Below are 23,996 nucleotides of genomic sequence, written 5' to 3'. Positions count from 1 at the left end.
CCCATTTAACTTGAGGAAAAATGCGAGCGGGATCGTGTTTAACCAGACGGCACCCTCCCGGAAGAAGGTGCCTAAAAAATAAAGATTAGTTCATCACGCGATCGTCAACATACTGGCGCTTATCCGGTGCTGGAGGGAAATACTGATACAGCCATGTTTCACTGATGGCATCGCCCTGGCAGCGCAAATACATACGCATATCGACCGGATCAGTTGAGTCCGAAGTCGGATACCAGTCAAACTGAATACGGTAACCATCAATCGGCTCAATGTAGAGAATTTCTATTTGTTTCGCTTCACCACTGGAAAGTGTGATAACAGGCTCAATCCCTTTCGGCGCAGCCGCTTTCAGATCACCACCGACAAAATCGACGGCAAAACGACGAGCCCATTTTTCCGGATAATGTTCACCTGGCGCCCAGCCTTCCGGGAAGCCTCCCATGCCGGTACGCGTCGCCATAACTCGTGCTAATGGACAATGAACGGGAGGCTGTGCACTCCAGTAAAGACGATACTGAAACGCCAGTTCGTCGCCCGCTTTGATTGCTTTCTCTGGTTGCCAGAAACAGACAATATTATCCAGCGTTTCTCCCGTCGTCGGGATCTCCATCAAACCGATAGTGCCCTTACCCCACTTGTTACGCGGTTCCACCCACAGACTTGGGCGTTTGTTATACCAGCCCATAATGTCCTGATAATGGGAGAAATCACGATCCAGCTGCAACAAGCCAAACCCTTTTGGATTGTTATCGGTATAGGCATTGAACTGCAATTTCTGCGGATTATTCAGCGGACGGCAGATCCACTCGCCATTACCCCGCCACATGGAAAGACGGTCTGAATCATGGATTTGCGGATGAATGGTGTCGCACATACGACGTTCGTTAGTCCCGCAACTGAACATACTGGTCATCGGCGCGATGCCCAGTTGTTTAATGTCTTTACGCGCATACAGGTGATTTTCGACATCCATAATCACCTGGTTCTTCTCACAGTGGATGGTGAACTTGTAAGCACCAGTAATGCTGGCGCTATCGAGCAACGCATAAACGGTAAAAGTGGTCGCGCCAGGTTTTACCGTATCGAACCAGAAGGCGGTAAAGTCGGGGAACTCTTCTTTGCTGTCGGTGTAAGTGTCGATCGCCAGACCACGCGCCGACAAACCGTATTGATAAGTGTCATCAACGGCACGGAAATAACTGGCACCGAGGAAAGAAACCACGTCGCGGCGCGCCAGTTCCGGTGCTTTAAATACACGGAATCCCGCAAAACCGAGATCGCTTTGCCCTTCTAATTGTTTGGTATCAACACCCGCATCGTTGTATTTAAACAATTCCGGACGGAAGTGTATTTCGCGCGCCAGATGTGTTGCTGGATCAACAGAGAACATGCGAACGCGGCGGCGAAACCCCATTCCCATATGGAAGAACTGAGCGTCCAGTTGGCGGTTCTCAACGTTATGCCAGAGTGATTTTTCGGCGTCATACTGAATGCTGTTATAAGCCTGCGGCGTCATCGTCGCCAGCGTATCGGGTAACGGACGCGGTGCACCACGCCACGCTGTTTGCGCTAAGTCGTGCGCCATTGACTGTAAAATAGAGAAGTCAAAACGCTGGGTTTGCCCGTCGGCAATATCAGATTCTGCTGCGAACGCAGCCTGAGAAAAAAGAGAAGCAATGCCGCTAGTCCCGCACACGGCGGCCATAGCCATTGAACCTTTAATAAATCGTCTACGATCCATACCTGAAAGTGAGTCCTTCTGGTGTAGTGAATGGTCCCGCGCTGGTCGTATTCAGCGGCAAGAAAATGCTTATTAATGACCGCTCACTCTAGACAATATTTATTAATAATCCAATTGTTGAACTCAGAGAATATGCATAAATCGGCAATTTTTTTCTGTCGATGGGATGAGCCTGATTCGTTTGTAAAATCAGGCAAATTTTTGCAAAGTCGGTTGGACAGAATTTAAAGCAAACCACAGCGGCGTTTACTGCGTTCTTCCGCTTCCTGGTACAACTGAAACTCATCAAATACCGGACACCCCAGCGCCAGTTCAAAAGCCTCCCGGCTGGCATTACCGTGACTGCGCATTTGCGTTTCATTACCCAGATTCGACTGGAAGATCCCCGCAGCACTAACCGGCAGGAAATCCTCATAGGTAATAGGTTGCGCCACTACCCAACCACGTTCGATCAAAGGTTGTGGATCGTCTCCGGGATGGATCGCCTGACGATGCGCCTCACCCGATGGCGTCAGGCGATAGCGAAACCATGCCAATCCCTGCTGGCGCATCAGAAATTCACTGTCCGGAAAGGCGCTGAAGGTTTCCTGCAAATGCAGTTGGTGAGTGAGATTATCCTGTCCGATTCCGGCGTTACGCAGAAGCTCATCATACAGTTGCCGTCCTTTCGGCGTTAATGCCACACCACGTTGCTCTATCTCACCAAAGCGTGCGGTATGCGTTCCCTGCTTTTGCCCTGCAAACAACACGGTCTCTTCCAGCGCCTTAAAACTGGTCTGGCGCAGTAAAATCGGCACCTCGCGGCGCGGCGGCCCTTCGATCAGAATTTTGGGTTCAATACCGCATTCGGGCATCATCGACTGCACCCGGTCAATGTCGAGCGTGCGTGGCGTCAGGTGGTTAATATGGCAGCCAGGAAAACAGACCACATCAGCAATCAGTCGATGTTCGTTGTGCAACGCGCGATAGGTTTCTTCATCTACTGTTGCTGACTGATGCCAGCGAAACGTCTCCAGGACTTCCTGCACAAACTCCCGCGCCTGAGCTTTGCTAAAGCCGCCCTCCCGATCATATACATCTAACAGTTGCCGACAACGCGGGGTAAAGATATCGCGCTGATGTAAAATCTCCGCCGCCTTCTGGCGCAAGGTTTCGTTTTCGATGAGTTCAAGGCGAAGTAATGAGGTAAAAACCCGGAAAGGATTACGCGCCAGCGAGGCATCATCGATAGGACGAAATGCTGTGGAATGTACCGGCACGCCCGCCTGCGAGAGATCGTAATAACTGACCGGATACATCCCCATAATGGCAAATATCCGCCGTAGAGTGGCAAGCTCTTGTGCGGTGCCGACGCGAATCGCCCCATGACGTTCAACGTTAAGTCGCGCCAGTTCGTCCGCATTTACCATTTTTTCATGCAATTGGGGATTGTTTTCCAGCACAGACAGATTGACGTCAGCCACCAGTTCCAGCAGCGTACCGTACTGTGGAACTTCTTGCTGATACATGGCTGACATAGCCTGCGAAAACTGTTCCCGAATCTCATCCGCCGTGATGCTGTTCGCCATAATCTCTGCCTCCAGTGGTCAGTAATCTGGAGTGTAGGTAACCACATTTACTCTGGTGGGAAGAATTTACAAACTGTGATCTCCCCACGAAATCAGTAAAACCACGCCTGAAAACGTAACAAAATTGCTTTATATGTTAATAATATTTTGCAATCAAGTTATCATAATCAAACAACTTCACTTGTCAGCGGCACCGCTTCGTTTTTAACATCGCTTATGGAAAAAAATAGTCTGTTTAGTCAGCGCATCCGTTTGCGCCACCTTCATACTTTCGTAGCTGTCGCACAACAAGGAACTTTGGGGCGCGCGGCTGAAACCCTTAATTTGAGTCAACCTGCGCTCTCTAAGACATTGAATGAACTTGAACAATTGACAGGCACCCGCTTATTTGACCGTGGACGTCAGGGCGCGCAGCTCACCTTACCTGGCGAGCAATTTTTAACCCATGCAGTCAGAGTACTTGACGCCATCAACACCGCAGGTCAGGCGCTTAATCGTAAAGAAGGGCTTAACAATGATGTTGTAAGGGTTGGTGCGTTACCCACTGCTGCACTGGGGATCTTGCCTTCCGTTATTGGTCAGTTTCATCAGCAACAAAAAGAGACCACTCTGCAAGTTGCCACCATGAGTAACACCATGATTCTGGCAGGCTTAAAAACGGGAGAAATTGATATCGGTGTTGGCCGGATGTCAGATCCTGAACTGATGACCGGGCTTAATTACGAATTGCTGTTTCTCGAATCGCTGAAACTGGTTGTCCGGCCTAACCACCCGCTTCTTCAGGAAAACGTGACGCTAAGCCGGGTACTGGAATGGCCGGTTGTCGTATCGCCGGAAGGCACTGCGCCCCGCCAACATTCAGATGCGTTAGTACAAAGCCAGGGCTGCAAAATTCCTTCGGGTTGTATTGAAACGCTTTCAGCATCGCTTTCGCGTCAGCTTACGGTTGAATATGACTATGTGTGGTTTGTCCCTTCTGGCGCAGTAAAAGACGACCTGCGTCATGCCTCGCTGGTGGCGCTGCCTGTTCCGGGACATGGCGCAGGCGAACCGATTGGAATACTGACCCGCGTAGATGCAACGCTCTCTTCCGGCTGTCAGCTAATGATTAACGCAATTCGGAAATCAATGCCATTCTGAAAGGTGAAGGGATCTTGCGATCCCTTCTTTGACATTATCACGCCGTTGCCAAACTAACCGAGTTGCCTGCCCCTCGTTGATCCACAGGTAACGATTGTTTCTTCAGGCGGAATACATCCACAGCCTCAGTTAATCGTGTCGCCTGCTCTTCAAGCGACACCGCCGCTGCAGACGCCTCCTCCACCAGAGAGGCATTCTGTTGTGTTACTTTATCCATTTCAGAAATCGCCTGGCTAACCTGCGTTATTCCCCTGCTTTGCTCATCCGAAGCAGCGGCAATTTCCTGCATGATATGTGTGACGCTCGCCACTGCATCCACAATGGCACTCATCGTTTTACCTGCTGTTGCCACTTCATCAGCCCCTTGTCCAATCAACTCAACTGATTCGCTGATTAAGCCTTCAATTTCTTTCGCTGCCTGGGCGCTGCGACTGGCAAGTGTACGCACTTCGCTGGCAACAACCGCAAATCCGCGACCTTGCTCACCAGCTCGCGCGGCTTCAACGGCGGCATTGAGCGCCAGAATATTTGTCTGGAAAGCAATACTGTTGATCACGGCGGTGATTTCGGAAATTTTTTTCGAGCTACTGGAGATATCGCCCATCGTTTTCACCACGCCGGAAACTGTCTTCCCGCCATCGCTGGCTTTAACGGAAGCCTCTTGTGCCAGACGGCTCGCGTGGTGTGCATTATCCGCATTCTGTTTCACCGTCGCGGTGAGTTGCTCCATGCTGGCAGCGGTTTGTTCAATCGCCGCCGCCTGTTCTTCAGTGCGTGAAGAAAGGTCAGCATTGCCAGCGGAAATTTCGCTGGTGCCGCGATAAATCTCCTCCGCCCCCTGGCGTACCGTCCCGACGGTCATCACCAGCGAATGCTGCATTTTCTGTAGATGGCGGCTCAAACGTCCAATTTCACTGCGCCCCGTCGGTTCGTCGTTCATTGTCAGATCGCCACTGGCGATTTGTTCAATACGGTGCGCGGCATGTTGCAGAGGTCGAATCACAATCCGACGCAAAACAATGAAGGTCATCAGCGTCATGACCAAGGCAAGCATAAACGCACCTATCATAAACATCACACCCAGTCGAGTGCGCTGATGCGCCTGCTCCGCCAGGTGGTTCGCTCTGGCGCTACGTATTTCAACGGCTTTGTTTAATATATGGGTATAAGCATTATCCAGCGTTCGGATATGCTCACTTTCATGATTAATAATCGCTTCAAACATGCCATTTTTGGCATATTTCAGCATAGGCTGGAGGCCAGTTATATAAGCCTGAAAACGTTGATTTAATTCAGCGTTCAGAGCTTCATCTGCAGCCGTTTTCACCTGGCGATTCTGGTAAGTACGATAACCTTGCTGCGATTGTTTAATCTGCAATTCCGCTTGTGCGATATTTCGCTTCATCTCTTCCATTTCTGCGATACGGCTCGCCGCCCCGGCCTGAATCATATTGATCCGGGCTGAACGCAGATAATCAGAGCTATTTGCCAGACCGGTGCGAGTCTGGATCTCCGCAGTAGCGTCACGCTGATCGCGGTCAGCCTGCCAGAGAAAATACCCAGCCAGAGCTGAACTCAGGGCAAAAAGAAGTAATATGCCGCCCAGAATACAGGCAAATAGCGGAACCAGCCTGATGTGATATAAAAAACCTAAGCGGTGTGAGGGTGTTGTATGCATGGTCGTTGTCTCTCTTCCAGATTTACTCCCGAGAGAGAATCATCGGCAATCGGTGGTAATTACTTACGACCAAAAACGTTTTCACTTCACATTTTTACAACATGTTATGCGTTAAGAGATCATCGGGCGCTGCAATGAATAAACTGGCGAATAAGAATGCTTTGTGAGGTGTATTGCGTGAAATTCTGGAAAGCGTTACGCAATTCCGTAAAGTGATTATTTCCCTGCTAAGAGAAACTGCATAGGATGATCGCGGGTGCCTGAGACTTTCTGTTTTCAGGCTAACCGGGAATCAGAAAGACGAAGGCCCCGACCGATATTTCTATCAACCGAGGCCGACGAATGAACCCAACAATTCAGATGTTAGCCTCTTACCCGCCATCCGGCAAGGAGAAAGGCTATGAAGCGCAACCCTCTGGTGGTGTGTCTGCTCATTATTTGTTTCACAATACTGGCATTCACACTTCTGACCCGACAAACGCTCTACGAACTGCGGTTCCGGGACGGTAATAAGGAGGTGGCGGCTCTCATGGCCTGTAAGTCCAGGTAAGGGCCAGCGCGGGGAGTTTTCCCCGCGCATCTGGCTGGCAGGTTCATTTTCTCATGGCACCCCTTTTCATACTGCAATCGGAACCTGGCTCGCATTTAATCCTGTCGTTTATGTTATCTGATTAAAATTTGCCGGAAATCGTCACGCAATTCCGTAAAGTGATTATTTCTCTGCTAAGGGAAACCACATAGGATGCTCGCGGGTGCCTGAGACTTTCTGTTTTCAGGCTGACCGGGAATCAGAAAGACGAAGGCCCCGACCGATATTTCTATCAACCGAGGCCAACGAATGAAACTCGCAATTCAGATGTTAGTCTCTTACCTGCTATCCGGCAAGGAGAAAAGGCTATGAAGCGCAACCCTCTGGTGGTGTGTCTGCTCATTATTTGTTTCACAATACTGGCATTCACACTTCTGACCCGACAAACGCTCTACGAACTGCGGTTCCGGGACGGTAATAAGGAGGTGGCAGCTCTCATGGCCTGTAAGTCCAGGTAAGGGCCAGCGCGGGGAGTTTTCCCCGCGCATCTGGCTGGCAGGTTCATTTTCTCATGGCACCCCTTTTTTCCTTTCAGTTAGTACATGTCTTTTTCGATGCGCTGATAGATCCATCGTTACAAACAAATTTGCCACCAGCAGTACAGTGGGATATCCCACCTTTCGAACCAGAACACGGCTTGCGCCCGGCATCGGCATAAAACGAAACAAGCATTCCCACAAACAAGATAAGTGCAATTTTTTTCATATAACCTCCATTGTTTACCAAATTTTATGTTCGGTATAAAAGTTATACGCTGGGTGGATTTAATTTCACTTAGAGAGATCAAAAATTGAGGAAATTGGATTTCAATCTTAACTGAAAGATAAATTGGTTAAATATAATCCAGATAAACACATAAAGGCTAATTATGGTTTTATTTGTCATACAAATAAATATAATAGATGCTTCCGATGTAGACCCGTATTCTTCGCCTGTACCACGGGTCTGGTTTAGTACAGGCGCTTTCTTTTATTGTCGTCAGGAACGCTTACGCGGCATCATGCGCAGAAGCGTGTTGTCCTTCCAGAAATAGTGGTGTGCCAATGCAGCAGCAGCATGTAGCCCGATAACGAAATATCCCAAATTTGCCAGCGTTTCATGCCACGACTTTAAAATATCCACCAGATCGAAATTTGGCTCTGATGTGTAAGGCATCGTTACACCGAACGCAAACCAGGGATTGCCACGGTTATACATCATCACGATACCAATCAGTGGCAACGCGATAAACAGCAGGTAAATGACCAGATGCCCAAGATGCGCAAGCCCCGTCATCATCGGTTTCGGTTTAGGCACAATTGGCGGGGTTGGGTATTTCAGTCTTAGCACAAGACGAAGCACCATTAGTACGAGAATCGAAATGCCGCAGGAAACATGGATCATGTTGATGAGCGGCCGATCGGCTCGCGGGAAAAAGCCACGAAACTCCATTGCGCAATACGCTGCAATAACCAGCAAAAAGACCAGCCAGTGAATGCCAATTTGTAACCTTGAATATTTCTTTTCCATAACATTTCCTGCTTTAAAACAATTTTCCGTTAACATAACCAGCTTTTCTTAAAATTTCATTAAATATTGTTCGCCCTTTTTCAGTACGTTACGTTTCGCTGCACGAATGTAGATTGCTCATCCCGCCATCCTGGTCTAAGCCTGGAAAGGATCAATTTTCACCCAAGAGTTCCTTACAGGAGAAAACCATGAGTAAAGTTGGCATTAACGGTTTTGGTCGTATCGGTCGACTGGTGTTGCGTCGATTACTTGAGGTCAAAAGCAACATAGACGTTGTCGCTATTAATGATCTCACATCACCGAAAATTCTCGCCTATCTGCTGAAACACGATTCAAACTACGGCCCGTTCCCCTGGAGCGTTGATTTCACTGAAGATTCACTTATCGTCGATGGGAAAAGCATTGCGGTTTACGCCGAAAAAGAGGCGAAAAATATTCCGTGGAAAGCAAAAGGTGCAGAAATCATTGTCGAATGTACAGGCTTTTATACCTCTGCAGAAAAATCACAGGCGCATCTGGATGCTGGCGCCAGGAAGGTACTGATTTCCGCCCCTGCCGGTGAGATGAAAACTATCGTTTATAACGTCAATGACGACACTCTGGATGGCAACGACACCATTGTTTCCGTGGCGTCATGCACCACCAACTGTCTTGCGTCGATGGCCAAAGCCTTGCACGACAGTTTCGGAATAGAAGTCGGCACGATGACGACTATTCATGCCTATACCGGCACCCAGTCACTGGTGGATGGTCCGCGTGGTAAAGATCTACGCGCTTCACGTGCGGCGGCAGAAAATATCATTCCCCACACCACTGGCGCGGCAAAAGCCATTGGCCTGGTGATCCCGGAACTGAGCGGCAAACTGAAAGGCCATGCGCAGCGTGTACCCGTGAAAACCGGTTCGGTCACCGAACTGGTGTCTATTCTCGGGAAAAAAGTCACTGCCGAAGAGGTGAACAACGCGCTTAAAAAAGCGACAAACAATAACGAGTCATTTGGTTATACCGATGAAGAAATAGTCTCTTCCGATATCATTGGTAGCCATTTCGGTTCGGTGTTTGATGCCACGCAAACGGAGATTACCGCCGTGGGCGATTTACAACTGGTGAAAACAGTCGCCTGGTACGATAACGAATATGGGTTTGTTACCCAGCTTATTCGCACTCTCGAAAAATTCGCCAAACTCTGACAGATACAGGCGGAGAAAAATGCCTCCGCCTGTTTTACACATTATGACTGTAAATAGACTACCTGGGTTTGAAGGTACTCATGCAAGCCATGTTTACCGGTCACTAGAGCAGGCGACATTTTGTGGGCAATAAGGAAGAACGGGAAGTTCCACGGCAGAATACCGGTGGTCACGCCAAGAGCACGTTTAAACAGAAGAATATGATCGCTTTGAATAATTTTTCCCTCATAACGCCACGCCCACTTCGATTTCAGCCAATTGCTGGCTCTTGCCCCCTTACTCGACAATCAGCGTACTGATTTCTCTGACGCGTTCGCGGTATTGAAGTTTAACCCGTTAAAACAATCAGATTGATGCTCAAAAGGATCTCAAGAAGATCCTTTTGAGTTTTCTAATCGTTATGCCCTACCAGTTACCATACGGATAGGTTTTCCCTTTGATGAAATCTGGTGTCTTTCCGTAATAAACATACCCGTTAGGATGTTTCGTTACCCCTTTGCATATCAGCATATCATCCCCCGTCAGGGTAAGCTGCCGTGCTGGTTGCTGGAGTACGGATGGGTTCCCGTTATCCTCAAGCCAGATCCGTACAGTACCGCCTGGAGCAAGACCAACAGCCATTCGCTTCCGGTAGTAAGGTTTACCAAGATGATACGGGTCAGGATATGCCGTAGCCATCTGCTGCCACGTCTCCCGGCTGAACCAGATCTCCGTTTCATACGCTTTCTTGTCGATAATCGAGTCCCAGCACACCGTCATTCGTACCGGCAGTGCTTTTCCCCGGTTAAAATACCCGCCATACCCCCCTATCAAATCATGCCAGCGCCCGACACTCAGATCACTGATGTCTATAGGATCTAACCGACGGAAGATACTTTCCCGAATATCCCCGTCCTCCAGGTACACCATCGTCACTAGTGCAGGCAGATTTTTCGGGTATATAAAACTAAAATTCCAGTTATCGTAAGGCAGCTTCTTTCCCCACTGCTCCACGCCGTCTCCCAGCAGCGTCTTCACGCCTGCCCAGCGGTCATGGCAGCCTGAAAGCAGAATGCCCCCCAGCACGGCCACCATCAGCGGTAATCGTCTCATCCCTTCCTCCTCAGAACAGTTCGTCCAGCACGTCCACGTTCGCCCGCGCCCGGTCTTCCCACTGCTGCTGATCATCCATCCTCCACACCGTCCGCACCCACCCTTTGCCCGGAGCCATCGGCCACACGAACGAGCGGTCGTCAGTCGGCGCATAGTGGTTTCGCAGAAAAACCTCTCCCGAGGACGGACTCACCCACAGGCTCAGGTCCGAATCGATGTTCCAGTTCGCCGAACAGTGCAGATAACGCCCGATGGTTCGCATCTCCTCCGCCGTGAAGCCCTCCGGCTCTGCGCCGCGCCGGATCGCACGCCCCTGGGCTGTTGCTTTGTCACACAAGGGAAGCAATTCTGATGGCAGCGCCAGCTCTTTGTTACTGTTGAGTATCGGTTCAAACATAACCCCGGCGTCCTGTGCCGCATCGAGCATCACCCGCATACACACCTTTTCCCAGTCGTTCGGCACCGCCCTGCGCGTCATAAACACCGCCGCGCCGGCTTTCTTCTCAAAAATAAACGCACGAGCCTTGTCAAGGTTAACCAGCGGCCACGAAATCATTTTTGTCTCCACCTTACCGTGTGGCATCAGGTACTTCAGCGCCGGCAGTGAAAACAGCGCCTGACGCAGATCGTCTGCGTTTGCCCGGTTATTCCCGGTACCATCAAAGAACACCCCCACCGTCAGCGTGATCCCTCTGACCGGCACCTGCCGGCACCGAATGACTTTTCCACTGCATAAAACATCGGTGTAGTGCGTGTTCTCCCCGGTAGTTTCATACCGGTGATAGCCGGTATTACCCGGCTCAGTATTCTCGCCTGCTGCCATAAAAAATCCATTTTGTCTGAAAGGTTAAATCAGGCACATCATACTCCCCCCTTCAGTTCTTAAATAAAATCAACGCTCTATCTTCTGCACAAGATGCAGTTGCCATATTCAAATGTATGAATTCCTGGTTGTTCACTGACAGCAACGGAGCCACTGATATGCTCTGTCGCCCGGATTTAACGGGAGGATACAAGGTGCGGAGCCTGCCGTCCCTGAAGCGGAAGAGATACCGGAGTACATCCGATCTGCTGAGCAATAGCATTCACAACAACTGAAGGTGTATTCAGGATAATGGCCCTGTATTGGTCATTCCAGCTAGCAGGGAAAGCTCGTCAGTAAGCAAACGCGACTCGTCCCGGTCAAAAAAGTCTGTTCCTGTGTAAACATCAATCATCGTAGATGACGGCATCGTGGAAAAACGATTCTGTGAAGGGCTTCATAAAAACAAGTGTGAAAGGAATAAAAGGCAGAAGTAAAAGTAAAGAATCATGCCCGTTTGCCAACGGTATTTCACAAACGGGCAATTTTTAACGTAGTGAACGACTTTCCATCGCTTCAATAAGCACAGCGTCGTGTTTCAGCGTCTGCCAGGCCTGGGTGACTTCAGCGGGAAAGTCAACGTGAACGATAAAATCGCGCCCGCGTGGCCCATAGCCATCGCTATCATCGCGTAAACGCGGCAGCTCGCCAGTGAGTAGTGATAGATAACGCTCAACTGGCCATAATCCTTCCAGTGGATTAGCAAATGCAACACTGTCTGCGTCATTCACTAATTGTGGTATAAATCCCGGATAACTTAACCAGCGTGGTGCATCGGGGTTGTCCCCGGTCATACGGCGGAACGTCGCCATCGTGCGCCGCTGCATGGTGGGGTCCTGCACAACGATAGCCGTGTGAACCCGTTCTTTGGCCTGATTCAGTAACGCGATACTGAAGCGGGCATTTTCTCCGCAGTTTGTTGACTGGTCTTCAATCAAGATTTTTTCATGTGGAATATGCCAGAACTGATGGGTAATATCCGCCAGGATGGTAGCTTCTGACCTGCCTGTTGTGCGAATGGTGTTGTAATGCGGATGCCGGGCGATGGCACTGTATAAAAACGTTGTCGAGTGACCGATACCACCGCTGATCAGTAAAGGAATTTGCTGATCTCGGGCAATCTTGCAAGCGGCGTCGATAGTAGGGATAACCGCATTACCTGCAAGGATCACGCAATCAGCCTGATACGGAGCAGCACCGGAGAAATCATCCTGCGCCAGCCATCGACCGATAACGTTTATGGCATCTATGGTTGCCGGCGAAAGCGTCGGAAACGGGGTAATGTTCATGGTTCCTCCTTATCGTTCCCTTAAGAATACTGCGTGAGATAATAATGAGAAGCGGAGCACTCTGAAAGGAGGAAGTCGTATTTCGTTAACCGCCTCTGCGCAAACATGCCATATGTTTTACAGAAAAGCTGTAGATAAACATTATTCATCTTGCAGCAGAGAATTGTATTTTTCTGAACTCCTGAATTTTGCCCTTACCGTTTTTAGAATTAATCTAAAACCCGGCGCTAAATGCTTACCGGGTTTTAGATTTATTAACCAGATTGCAGCGTTATCCGCTAATCTGCTCCATCGCCTGCAAAATACGCTTGTCAGAAATAGGATAAGGCGTACCAAGTTGTTGAGCGAAGTAACTGACGCGCAACTCCTCTATCATCCAGCGAATCTCTTTCACGTCTTCATCCTCACGACGTGCTGGCGGCAGTTTGTTGATCCACTGCTGCCACGCCTGCTGGACGTTCTCGACTTTGAGCATCTGTGCACGGTCACGATGCGGGTCAACCGCCAGTTTTTCCAGTCGTTTTTCAATCGCCTGCAAATAACGCAGCGTGTCACCCAGACGTTTGAAACCGTTACCGGTGACAAAACCGCGATATACCAGCCCGCCCATCTGCGCTTTGATATCTGAAAGTCCCAGCGCCATCGTCATATCAACGCGCCCTTTAAGGCGTTTATTGATATTGAACACCGCTGTGAGGATTTGCTCGACCTGCTTCGCAATATCCACCACCGTATCGTTCAGTTCGGCACGCACTTTTTCATGCAGCGCAGCAAAGCCTTCTTCCGTCCAGACAGGGCCACCGTTGGCATCGATCAATTTATCCACACCGCAGGAGATACAGTCGTCGATCAGATCCAGCACTTTGCCATACGGGTTAAAGTACAGCCCTAACTTGGCTTTGTTTGGTAACTTTTCATGCAAGTACTTGATCGGCGATGGAATATTCAGCAGTAGCAAACGGCGAAGACCGTTCCACATCGCTTGCTTCTGTTCCAGCGGATTATCAAACAGTTTGATCGCCACACTGTCGCGCTCATCCACCAGCGCCGGCCACGCCTTCACTTTGTAGTTGCCGCGCTTCTGCTCGTAGCTTTCCGGCAGTTGCCCAAAGCTCCAGATATGTAAGCCGCTCTGCTCGATACCGTCATCCGCCACCGCAGATAGCGTTTCCTGCACTTTGCCTTTCAGCGCGTCTTTCAGATCTTGTAGCGAGCGCCCTTCTTTTAGCTTCTTGTTTTTGTCATCCACCACGCGGAAGGTGATTTTCAGGTGATCGGGCACCTGATCCCAGTGCCAGTCCTCGCGGTCAACGGTAACGCCGGTCATCCGCCGCAGCTCGCGCTCAAGGCTGTCGAGCAACGGCAGCTCCAGTGGCGTGACGCGGCCTAAGAACGCTTCGGCGTAGTTTGGCGCGGGTACAAAATTACGCCGTACCGGTTTCGGCAACGATTTAATCAGAGCAATCACCAGTTCGCGGCGCAGACCGGGGATCTGCCACTCAAAACCGCTCTCTTCCACCTGGTTAAGTAACGGCAGCGGAATATGTACCGTCACGCCGTCCGCATCCGCCCCCGGCTCAAACTGATAACTTAAACGCAGCTTGAGATTGCCCTGATGCCAGAAGTTCGGGTAATCCAGCTTGCTGATTTTTTCCGCCCCTTCTTTGATCAACATGCTCTTTTCAAAGTTCAGCAAATCAGGCGTTTCGCGGCTGACTTTTTTCCACCAGCTGTCGAAGTGACGTGCGGAGATCACATCGTGGCTGATGCGCTGGTCGTAAAACTCAAACAACGTTTCGTCGTCCACCAGAATATCGCGCCGACGTGATTTGTGTTCCAGCTCTTCTACTTCCGCCCGCAGTTTCAGGTTTTCGCGGAAGAATACGTGCCGCGTCTGCCAGTCACCTTCCACCAGCGCGTGGCGAATAAAGAGTTCACGACATAATGCCGGATCAATCTGGCTGTAGTTGACCTTACGCGCAGCAACAATTGGCAACCCGTAAACGGTGACTTTTTCCGTTGCCATCACCGCGCCTTGCGCCCGTTCCCAGTGCGGTTCGCTGTAGGTGCGTTTAATCAAATGCTGAGCGACGGGTTCTACCCATTCCGGATCGATGCGTGCCGCAATACGCCCCCACAGACGGCTGGTTTCTACCAGTTCCGCCACCATTACCCATTTCGGTGGCTTTTTGAATAAACCAGAACCGGGGAAGATGGAGAAACGCGCGTTACGTGCGCCGGTATATTCCTGTTTATCGGCATCTTTCATGCCGATATGCGAAAGCAAACCGGTCAGTAAGGCGATATGAATTTCGCGATACTCCGCCGGTTCGCTGTTAACCGGAATGCCAAGTTCTTTTACTACCTGGCGCAACTGGGTGTAGATATCCTGCCATTCGCGCACACGCAGATAGTTGAGATAATCGGTACGACACAGGCGACGGAAGGCGTTTGAAGAAAGCGCCTTTTGCTGCTCGCCAAGATAATTCCACAGATTCACAAACGCCAGGAAGTCAGACTCTTTGTCGTGGAAGCGACGATGTTTTTCGTCCGATGCCTGCTGTTTGTCCATCGGACGTTCGCGCGGATCCTGAATGGAGAGCGCGGACGTGATAATCATCGCCTCACGCACGCAGCCATGTTTTTGCGCTTCCAGCACCATACGCGCCAGACGTGGGTCGACAGGCAACTGCGAGAGCTGACGACCGAGCGGCGTCAGTTTATAGGCGCTGGCCTGTTCATCAGTGGTGATCGCGCCCAGCTCTTCGAGCAGACGCACGCCATCCTGGATATTGCGTTTATCCGGTGCTTCGACAAACGGGAACGCAGCGATATCGCCCAGCCCCAGCGCGGTCATCTGCAAAATAACCGAGGCCAGGTTGGTACGCAGAATTTCCGGGTCGGTAAACTCCGGGCGCGAGAGAAAATCGTCTTCGGAATAGAGACGAATACAGATCCCTTCTGACACACGTCCGCAGCGACCTTTACGCTGATTAGCAGAAGCCTGCGAAATCGGCTCAATCGGCAAACGCTGCACTTTCGTGCGATAGCTATAGCGGCTGATACGCGCCGTACCGGGGTCGATAACGTATTTAATACCCGGTACGGTCAGCGACGTTTCCGCGACGTTGGTCGCCAGCACAATGCGCCGTCCGCTGTGCGACTGGAAGACGCGGTTTTGTTCGCTGTTAGATAGTCGTGCGTAAAGCGGCAATATTTCGGTATGACGCAGATTCAGCTTGTTCAGCGCATCAGCGGTATCACGAATTTCCCGCTCGCCGCTCATAAAGATCAGGATATCACCAGGACTTTCCTGGCTTAGCTCTTCTACGGCATCGAAAATGGCCTGCAACTGGTCTCGTTCGGTGTCATCCGCTTCTTCAACAATCGGGCGATAGCGCACTTCCACCGGATAAGTGCGACCGGAGACTTCGATGATCGGCGCATTATTAAAGTGGCGTGAGAAACGTTCAGGATCGATGGTCGCCGAGGTGATGATCACTTTCAGATCTGGACGACGCGGCAGCAACTCTTTCAGATAACCGAGCAGAAAATCAATGTTCAGGCTACGCTCGTGCGCTTCGTCGATGATGATAGTGTCATACTGCATCAGCAGGCGATCCTGCTGGATTTCCGCCAGCAAGATACCGTCAGTCATCAGTTTGACCATCGTATTGTCGCTTACGTGATCGCTAAAACGAACCTTATAACCGATACAACCACCGGGCTCGGTCTGCAACTCTTCAGCAATACGGTTCGCTACCGTTCGTGCCGCCAGTCGACGCGGCTGGGTATGGCCGATCAGCCCTTTAATCCCGCGCCCCAGCTCCATACAGATTTTCGGTAACTGGGTAGTTTTACCGGAACCCGTTTCACCGGCGACAATGACGACCTGGTGATCGCGAATCGCTTCGAGAATGTCCTGTTTTTTCTGACTAACCGGTAAATTTTCCGGATAAGTAATCTCCGGACGCGCCGCTTCACGCAGCAGGACTTTCCCTGCTGCCAGGTCAATCTCTTTTGCCATTTCCTGGAAAATAGCCTGTTGTGCATCAGGATTTTTAACCTTCTTCACACCATGCAGACGGCGGGAAAAACGCAGTCTGTCGCGCAGCATCAGCGAATCCAGCCGCTGCTGCAAAGCAGTAAAGGTCAATTTTTGTTGTTCTGTCATAACGTTAGTGGGCAGTAGTCTGCCTGATTAATTTTCTTTTAAATGATAGATATAGAGTACCACATCGCGGCTTTCTATGCGTTGTTCAATAAATTCGAACATAGACTTCGATTTATTGCGCTATCTCTGTGGCAGGATTGTGAATAAAGTGTCAACAAGCAACGGGGCATCGCCCATTCAAACATCTATAAGGAAACACCATGAGCAAGGTATTAGTTCTTAAATCCAGCATCCTGGCAGGGTACTCTCAGTCTAATTTGTTGTCCGATTATTTTGTTGAACAATGGCGCGAAAAGCACACTGCTGATGAAATCACCGTGCGTGATCTGGCTGCAAATCCGATTCCGGTGCTGGATGGCGAACTGGTTGGCGCTCTGCGTCCGAGCGATGCGCCGCTGACCCCGCGTCAGCAGGAAGCTCTGGCTCTTTCCGATGAGCTGATTGCCGAGCTGAAAGCCCATGACGTTATCGTAATTGCGGCACCGATGTACAACTTCAACATCTCGACTCAACTGAAAAACTATTTTGACCTGGTTGCGCGTGCAGGCGTTACTTTCCGCTACACCGAGAACGGTCCGGAAGGTCTGGTAACCGGTAAAAAAGCCATCGTGATTACCAGCCGTGGCGGTATCCATAAAGATGGGCCGACGGATCTGGTGACGCCGTATCTGTCTACATTCCTGGGCTTTATCGGTATTACCGATGTGAAATTCGTCTTTGCGGAAGGTATTGCCTACGGTCCGGAAATGGCGGAGAAAGCGCAGGCAGACGCCAAAGCAGCAATTGACGAAGTTGTTACAGCATAAGTTTTAAGAGGCCTCCTGCAACTGTGGGAGGCTTTTTATTGTTATCCCTGAACGACCTCTTGAGGAGGTTGTTCAGGGATAACAATAAAAAAACCGCAACCTGTATCAGCGTTGCGGTTTTTGTGTCGCAGATTAAAAATCAGAACGTTTTCTTAAAGTTCAGCATCACGCCTTTATCGCTGATGCCGTCCTCTTTCCAGTGGTAAGCGTCCAGATGCAGCGAACTTTCTTTGCTGCTGTACTTCACGCCAACGCTTGCCAGGCTATTGATACCGCCGCCCTTCTGCCCGTCGTCAACATTAAAGTACTGGCTGCCAGCTCCGGCAAGACTTGCTGTACGCTGGCTCTTCGCATAACTCAGGTTTGGGCCACCTTCCAGCGTCGCGTTCGCGCTCCAGCCGTCTTTACCTGCGTAGTCCAGTTTCAGGCCAACGATGCCGTCCACCGCCGTTTCGCTGCCGCTGTTCATATTCAGGTTAAAGTCACCGGCGTTGCGTTCCTGATAACCGCCTTCCAGCGTGTGGCGCAGTTTCACTCCGGCATACGGCGTTATTTTCAACCCTTCGCGTGGTTCAAAGGTTTTCGCCCCTTCGCTGCGGAACTCCAGGTACTGCTGTTTCACGTTGGTATCGGCTGTTTTACTGACGTCGCCGTAGGCTACGGCACGGCTGCTGTCGAGGTTATGAACATCATAACGCAGGGCGTTATTCCAGCTCATCCCGTTTTCGAACGCCATCTGGTGCTTCAGTCCAAAGAACTGGCTGTAGCCGCCGGTTACGCCGTTGTCCCCTGCCGTGTCAGAACCGTTACCATCCAGACGGGCGATCCCATACTCCAGGCTCAGGCTCTGGCTTTCACTCAGGTCGAGAGTTTTACGCAGCGCCAACATGTCATATTGCGTGTCGTTGCCCAGTTCCGCGCGCGGATCGCCTTTTGCCACCACGTTGAACGCCAGACCGTTGCCCACCTTCGGTGCGGCATCCGCCAGCATACTGAAGCGGTTGCTTAACACCCGTGCTTCACGGAATACGGTGGTCGCCTGACTGCCGCTGATTTGCTTAAGCGCACTGTTAAGCTCCGCCGTGGTGCCTACGTTCAGACTGGTGTATAGCTCGTTATTGGTGTAACCCGCGTCCAGCGCCTGCGCAACATCATTCACCGAGGCATCGGTAGCCACATCGGTATAAGCGTTTTTGTTCATGGTGACGTCAACGTTACCGCTGGCATCGGTGCTACCCTGCGCATTCCACACCACAGAGGTGGAGGTGATGGCATCAGCATCCGTCAGGTTACTGCCCTGCACCACGTTATCGAAGGTGACTGTAGTGTCTGCTGTGCCTGCGGCGAAGCCGGTGTTGATTTCCACGCCGCTCATGCTGGCATTGTTTACTTTCAGCTTACCGGCGCTACCATCAGCGTTGGTTCCCACAACGTAGCCGTTGAGGCTGTTGGTGCCGCTCTCTTCGCCCGTTGTATTATCAACAAACGATGTCACCGTGGTATTCGGCACATCCGGCAACGTGTAATCGCCGTAATGGACTTCGGTGGAGTTACCGTTGTTACCGTTAATACCTTCCACGTTCACGCTGTCGCCCTGTTTGATCAGGCCTGACCCGGTTACGCCATCGGCGATCACTACCGTACCGTTGTTGACTACGTGGCCATTCGTCCCCAGCATACTGAACGCATAAGAATCATTGGCATAGATATTAATGGTGCCATTGTTCTCAATAACTGCGTCCGCCGTGGCATTGGCATCCAGTTGCATACCAATCAGACCGGTATCGGTCGTGCCTTCCGTTCCCAGATTAATAATGCCCTTATTGACCAGTTGCGCGTTATTATTCCCTTCCATCGCCACGGTATTATTGCCGCTGATGTTCATGGTGCCGTCATTCTGCGCGACATAGTTGGTGTGCGTGAATTTCACGGCGCTGGCGTTATCATGATCGAAATTAATCTCACCTTCACTCATGTTCCAGAAGAACGCGTCCGTAGCTGCGGCGTTACTGGCGCTGACAACGACTGATTTGGCGGTTGAATCCACTTTACCATTGTTAATAAAGCGCCCGTTACCCCCCCAAATATTGACTGCGCCGTTGTGGGAGGAGTTCGTCAGTGACATATGCCCGGTGTTGTAGAGTGTGCCAGACTGGTTGATGTGAACGGCGTTTTTGTTGTTATCGAGAATAAATTCGCCGTGGTTGTTAAAAACGGCATTGTTATCGATTTCCAGCATCCCGGCATTACTGTCTTCGCTGCTGTTGCCCAGAATCCAGGTGCCGTCGTTATTCACCACTGCATTATTGGTTAATTTAGAACCATGTTTTACAATGCCGTCTTTTTGGTTATTGAAGATGCCGTTCTGTTGGTCGATGCGACTGGTGACGGTGCCACTGTTGTTAAAGACGCCTGCTTTCTGCACCAGTTTATTAATCGTGCCGTTATTGTTCACCTGCGAAGTATTTTTGCCAGCATACATTGTTATCTGGCCAGAAACCGTGCCATCGTTATTCAGCGTGCCGCCATCAACATCGATATTGCTAAGTGTACCCGCGTTATCGACCTCGCCACCTTCGTTCAGTTTAATCTGGTTGTTGATATTTCCTGTTGCGGTATTTTCCAGTTCACCGTTCAGCACCGTCACCACTGGGCCAGAAATCGTACCGGAGTTGATGACGCTGCCTGGCGTGGTGTTAGTAATCACCACAGACTGAGCGAAATTCGTTGACTGCCCTTCGGTGCTGAGCGTGTCTCCCCCGGTGTAGACCAGGCTAACTGCCGGATCGGTCGGGTTATACTCACTGGAATTTTCACAAACGCCCAGCGTGCAAATGGTACCGTAATTAATAATGGTGCCTGAACCGTCGGTATAAAAAGCCTGGCCGACACCGGTATTAATATTAATCACGCCGGTCTTGTCGTTAATCGCCACGCCACTGCCAATCGCGCCCATCGCAAATAGCTGGTTATCCTGCTGCTTAGTGACGTCTTCATCCGCCGTCAGATTGATAGTGCCCTGGTTTACCGCTGTACCGCCATTAAGTGCTAGCATACCAAAACCTTCATTCTTGACGTTGATGGTTCCGGTATTTAGCCCGGTAGCATCAGCCCAACCGGCGTCGGTTGAGCCTATCAGCATACCACCGCCCATCAAGTAAACAGTATCAGTTTGCCAATAAGTTTCACTGGTGATATCGCCGTTCTCATCCATAGTCGGAATAAAGCTATCGACGTTTATTTCTCCGTCATTGCTGGCGGTACCTTTTGATGCAGAAACCCCATAGGTTCCTGCACCACGCAGATTGATTGTCGCGCCACTTTGGTTTTCGGCTTCCCCATAACCGCTTGCGAGCACCGCGTAGTAGGTTCTGTTAAGCCATCCCAGGGGATAAACGCCTTCTCCCCCTCCACCAACTGGAGAGAGCGTAGATGTCAGATTAATTACCCCACCTGAGGCATTGGATGCGAAGCTATCTTGCCCGTTAGAGCGCATTACTGCTGTTTTACCATCACTCGAACTGTCTGTTCCGGTTTTAACATTCATTGTTCCAGTATTGACGATCCTGGCACCGCTAACAGCAGTCATGATTTCTTTCGCCGCCGAGGCGTTAATGATTCCTTTATTCTCTGCACTCGAACCAATACCATTCGCCGAAATGATCGAGTTATGACCAAAAAAATTGGAGTCGCGAACCGGACTGAAAATATCCGTAACGGAGTTTTCATCAATTATAACCTGACCGCCTCCCGTAACATAAAAAAGCGACACTGTACTGCGCACTGCGGTAACATCCAGAACAGAATGCCCACTGATATTAACCGTACTCTTACCAGAGACATTAATACCATTAATAACATGACCGCCGGTATCCCCTGTTATATTTATACCGCCATTCAGATTAATGACATTATCATCCCCAATAACAACCACACCATCCAGTTCAGGCTGTTCGTCGTGTGCAGCACCAAATAAAGGAGAGTAGGCTTCAATATTTAAATTACCGCTTAAATTAACCGTGTTATTTTCACCGGTAACAATTAAACCGTTAAGATGTTCATCGGATGTCGTCGGCGATGTGCTCATATCTGAGGCCAGATTGATGTCACCCTCCAGCGTTACCTGGCTATCATTTCCGGCAATACTTATGCCCGTCGCCCCCTGGAAATTACCGCTGTCATCCCGCTCATGCGTGACATTTATATCGCCACGCAGAGACACCAGTTCACGATCGCCAACGAGGGAAACACCAATGGCATTTTGCGAAACATTAAGTTCACCGATGTTACCGAACTGCTCATCATCGCCTTCGATCAGTACACCAACAGAATCTTTGTCGATAACGGTGATTTTACCAGTATTGCTAATTTTGGCGTTTTTACCTTTTATATCAATACCATGCGAGGAACCACTGACGTAAAGATCGCCGTTCTGAAGAATGCTTACATCATCACCCATAACTCGCGTTCCGACGGTATTTATACCATCAACGGACATATCACCGGAAATTTCAAGATTGTTGCCGTTGCCAGATAAATTTACGCCCGTCGCATTTTCGCCCGCAATGCTCAGCTCATACGTTGTCAGCGTGATGCTGTTATCGTTGCCGTTTACTTCCAGACCCGTAGTGGCGTCGTTAACAGACATCTTGCCTGAAAGTGAAACACTACCTTCGTTACCGGCAACTTTAATCCCTGTACCGCTATTGTTAGTGGTGATATCCCCCACGTTGACAAAGGTTGCATTATCGCCATCGATCAGTACACCGAATGGATTACCTTCGTGCCCCTTATCACCAACAGTAATATCACCAATGTTCATGAACGTGGCGTCACTGCCATCCAGCAATACGCCGATGGATTTATCATCCACCACGGTAATATTGCCTTTGTTACTGACAATGGTGCCATTCCCCGTAACGTCAATACCGTGTGCAGCGTCACTGACGTAAAGATCGCCTTCCTGCTTGATAAGTGCGTCATTACCAACAATTTTGGTCGCTGCCGAGTTTTCGCCATCGACGGTCATATTCCCTTTATTATCGATAGCGGCATCGTCACCGTTAATCAGACTACCGGTACCGCCGTTGGTAAATATGGCGTCGCCCTGGGTATTAATCGTCGAGTTGTTGCCGTTAACAATAACGGCTGTACCGCCATCCACTTCGGTTTCGCCATTGTTATTGATGGTGATGTCATCACCAGTCAGGATGCCCACCACGGAACCTTCGCCAATCGCAGTGGTTTTCCCGTCATTGTTCAGAACAATATTATCGCCTTCCACGGTCATTACCGTACCGCCATTCAGCGCAGTGTTGCCGCCCAGGTCGGTAATAATGGCGTCACTCACTTTGATATCGTTGCCTGTTGTTCCATCAACCACCACGCCGGCTTCTTTGGTGATGTGGATTTTGCCTTCGTCGTCGTAGCTCCAGATGATTCCGCCCGCTTTGTTAACGCCTTCGAAGACTGCCGTGTTGCTGTCTTCATTTACTTTCCACTGCTTAACGATTGTCTGGCGACCATCTTTTGCCGTCAGGGTATAGCTGCCATCCGCATTCTCGGTGTAGGTAAAGGTTGCATTACGGATCTGCACCGTTTTTTCAGCTTGATCCCAGGTAACGTTGTTGTTGTATTTGATCGGATCCGGTTTGTCATCCGGCGGTACTGGCGTGTCTCCGCCATCGTCCGGCGGTACTGGCGTGTCTTCGCCATCGTCCGGCGGTACTGGTGTGTCTCCGCCATCGTCCGGCGGTACTGGTGTGTCTCCGCCATCGTCCGGCGGTACTGGTGTGTCTCCGCCATCGTCCGGCGGTACTGGTGTGTCTCCGCCATCGTCCGGCGGTACTGGCGTGTCTCCGCCATCGTCCGGCGGTACTGGCGTGTCTCCGCCATCGTCCGGCGGTACTGGTGTGTCTCCGCCATCGTCCGGCGGTACTGGCGTGTCTCCGCCATCGTCTGGCGGTACTGGCGTGTCTCCGCCATCGTCTGGCGGTACTGGTGTGTCTCCGCCATCATCCGGTGGTACTGGCGTATTACCGCCATCATCCGGCACCGGAGACGGATCGTCGTGATGATTATTATCATCGTGTAGGGCATAGACCGCGACACCAGTTACTACCGCCGCCAGACCAGCGGCGGCCCAGGGTAAAACGGCACTGTCTTTAAGATCTCTACATTCTGCAGGTAAATGTTCAAGCTGTTCTTTATTTAATATTTGAATATTTGCCGGACATGATATTTTGCTGGATTTCCGTGTTTCGTCTGCTGACTCGGTTGTAGTGGTATCCGCAGCCCATGTCTGGCTACTTAACGCCATCGCAACACATACAGACAACAATTTTTTCCTTTGCATATA

Annotated in this window: 15 protein-coding genes and 1 pseudogene; 5 read left to right on the top strand and 11 right to left on the bottom strand. The window is 50.4% G+C overall.

Annotated elements, in window-relative coordinates; all coding sequences use genetic code 11:
* Positions 1-85: 85 nt before the first annotated feature.
* Positions 86-1,741 (bottom strand): glucan biosynthesis protein OpgD, encoded by a 1,656-nt coding sequence (gene opgD / locus A7Z06_RS18665; RefSeq protein ID WP_000375980.1) that lies wholly within the window; start codon positions 1,739-1,741, stop codon positions 86-88.
* A gap of 224 nt (positions 1,742-1,965) precedes the next feature.
* Complete coding sequence (hglS, locus tag A7Z06_RS18655; protein ID WP_000013827.1) at positions 1,966-3,309, bottom strand: 2-oxoadipate dioxygenase/decarboxylase HglS; 1,344 nt, start codon at positions 3,307-3,309, stop codon at positions 1,966-1,968.
* 216 nt (positions 3,310-3,525) lie between these two features.
* Between hglS and A7Z06_RS18650 the strand changes: the two genes are divergently transcribed.
* On the top strand, positions 3,526-4,449 hold the full coding sequence (locus A7Z06_RS18650) for a LysR substrate-binding domain-containing protein (protein ID WP_000414570.1): 924 nt from the start codon (positions 3,526-3,528) through the stop codon (positions 4,447-4,449).
* 37 nt (positions 4,450-4,486) lie between these two features.
* Here A7Z06_RS18650 and A7Z06_RS18645 read toward each other — a convergent pair whose 3' ends face one another.
* Positions 4,487-6,127 carry a methyl-accepting chemotaxis protein gene (locus tag A7Z06_RS18645; RefSeq protein ID WP_000557617.1) on the bottom strand — a complete coding sequence of 547 codons (1,641 nt, stop codon included), beginning with the start codon at positions 6,125-6,127 and terminating at the stop codon, positions 4,487-4,489.
* 400 nt (positions 6,128-6,527) lie between these two features.
* Here A7Z06_RS18645 and A7Z06_RS18640 point away from each other — a divergent pair, with 400 nt between their 5' ends.
* Positions 6,528-6,677: a type I toxin-antitoxin system Hok family toxin gene (locus A7Z06_RS18640; RefSeq protein ID WP_024165206.1), complete on the top strand. Its 150-nt coding sequence runs from the start codon at positions 6,528-6,530 to the stop codon at positions 6,675-6,677.
* 347 nt (positions 6,678-7,024) lie between these two features.
* Entirely contained in the window at positions 7,025-7,174 is a 150-nt protein-coding gene (locus tag A7Z06_RS22465; protein ID WP_024165206.1) for a type I toxin-antitoxin system Hok family toxin, read from the top strand.
* A 73-nt stretch (positions 7,175-7,247) separates the two neighbouring features.
* Here the strand turns inward: A7Z06_RS22465 and A7Z06_RS18630 are convergent, their stop codons facing one another.
* Together A7Z06_RS18630 and cybB are read right to left on the bottom strand one after the other, a co-directional pair.
* Positions 7,248-7,421: a YdcA family protein gene (locus A7Z06_RS18630; RefSeq protein ID WP_000717309.1), complete on the bottom strand. Its 174-nt coding sequence runs from the start codon at positions 7,419-7,421 to the stop codon at positions 7,248-7,250.
* Positions 7,422-7,694: 273 nt separating this feature from the next.
* A complete protein-coding gene (gene cybB, locus A7Z06_RS18625) occupies positions 7,695-8,225 on the bottom strand; it encodes a cytochrome b561 (protein ID WP_010347364.1) in 531 nt (176 codons plus the stop codon).
* Positions 8,226-8,413: 188 nt separating this feature from the next.
* On the opposite strand from cybB, the gene gap reads away from it, so the two are divergent.
* Complete coding sequence (gap, locus tag A7Z06_RS18620) at positions 8,414-9,415, top strand: type I glyceraldehyde-3-phosphate dehydrogenase (protein ID WP_105279533.1); 1,002 nt, start codon at positions 8,414-8,416, stop codon at positions 9,413-9,415.
* Between the two features lie 95 nt (positions 9,416-9,510).
* Here gap and A7Z06_RS18615 read toward each other — a convergent pair.
* The 5 genes and pseudogenes from A7Z06_RS18615 to hrpA form a co-directional block, all read right to left on the bottom strand.
* A pseudogene (locus A7Z06_RS18615) lies at positions 9,511-9,751 on the bottom strand (aldehyde dehydrogenase family protein); the annotation flags it as partial.
* Positions 9,752-9,820: 69 nt separating this feature from the next.
* Entirely contained in the window at positions 9,821-10,507 is a 687-nt protein-coding gene (locus A7Z06_RS18610; protein WP_001253649.1) for a DUF2931 family protein, read from the bottom strand.
* A gap of 10 nt (positions 10,508-10,517) precedes the next feature.
* Positions 10,518-11,330 (bottom strand): hypothetical protein, encoded by an 813-nt coding sequence (locus A7Z06_RS18605; RefSeq protein ID WP_010347365.1) that lies wholly within the window; start codon positions 11,328-11,330, stop codon positions 10,518-10,520.
* 527 nt (positions 11,331-11,857) lie between these two features.
* Positions 11,858-12,658 (bottom strand): DUF218 domain-containing protein YdcF, encoded by an 801-nt coding sequence (gene ydcF / locus A7Z06_RS18600; protein ID WP_001027955.1) that lies wholly within the window; start codon positions 12,656-12,658, stop codon positions 11,858-11,860.
* Positions 12,659-12,929: 271 nt separating this feature from the next.
* Positions 12,930-16,832 carry an ATP-dependent RNA helicase HrpA gene (gene hrpA / locus A7Z06_RS18595; RefSeq protein ID WP_000139535.1) on the bottom strand — a complete coding sequence of 1,301 codons (3,903 nt, stop codon included), beginning with the start codon at positions 16,830-16,832 and terminating at the stop codon, positions 12,930-12,932.
* Positions 16,833-17,032: 200 nt separating this feature from the next.
* Here hrpA and azoR point away from each other — a divergent pair, with 200 nt between their 5' ends.
* The gene (gene azoR, locus A7Z06_RS18590) at positions 17,033-17,638 is read left to right on the top strand and encodes an FMN-dependent NADH-azoreductase (RefSeq protein WP_000048934.1); all 606 of its coding nucleotides are present in this window, start codon (positions 17,033-17,035) and stop codon (positions 17,636-17,638) included.
* A 139-nt stretch (positions 17,639-17,777) separates the two neighbouring features.
* Here azoR and A7Z06_RS21890 read toward each other — a convergent pair whose 3' ends face one another.
* The gene (locus A7Z06_RS21890) at positions 17,778-23,993 is read right to left on the bottom strand and encodes a BigA/YdbA N-terminal beta-barrel domain-containing protein (protein ID WP_198599656.1); all 6,216 of its coding nucleotides are present in this window, start codon (positions 23,991-23,993) and stop codon (positions 17,778-17,780) included.
* Positions 23,994-23,996 lie beyond the last annotated feature (3 nt).

Origin of the sequence: Escherichia sp. MOD1-EC6819 (assembly GCF_002965765.1) — a bacterium.
Taxonomy (GTDB): Bacteria; Pseudomonadota; Gammaproteobacteria; order Enterobacterales; family Enterobacteriaceae; genus Escherichia; species Escherichia ruysiae.
The sequence above is the reverse complement of the archived record's forward strand: the minus strand, read 5'-3'. Positions and strand labels throughout refer to the sequence as shown.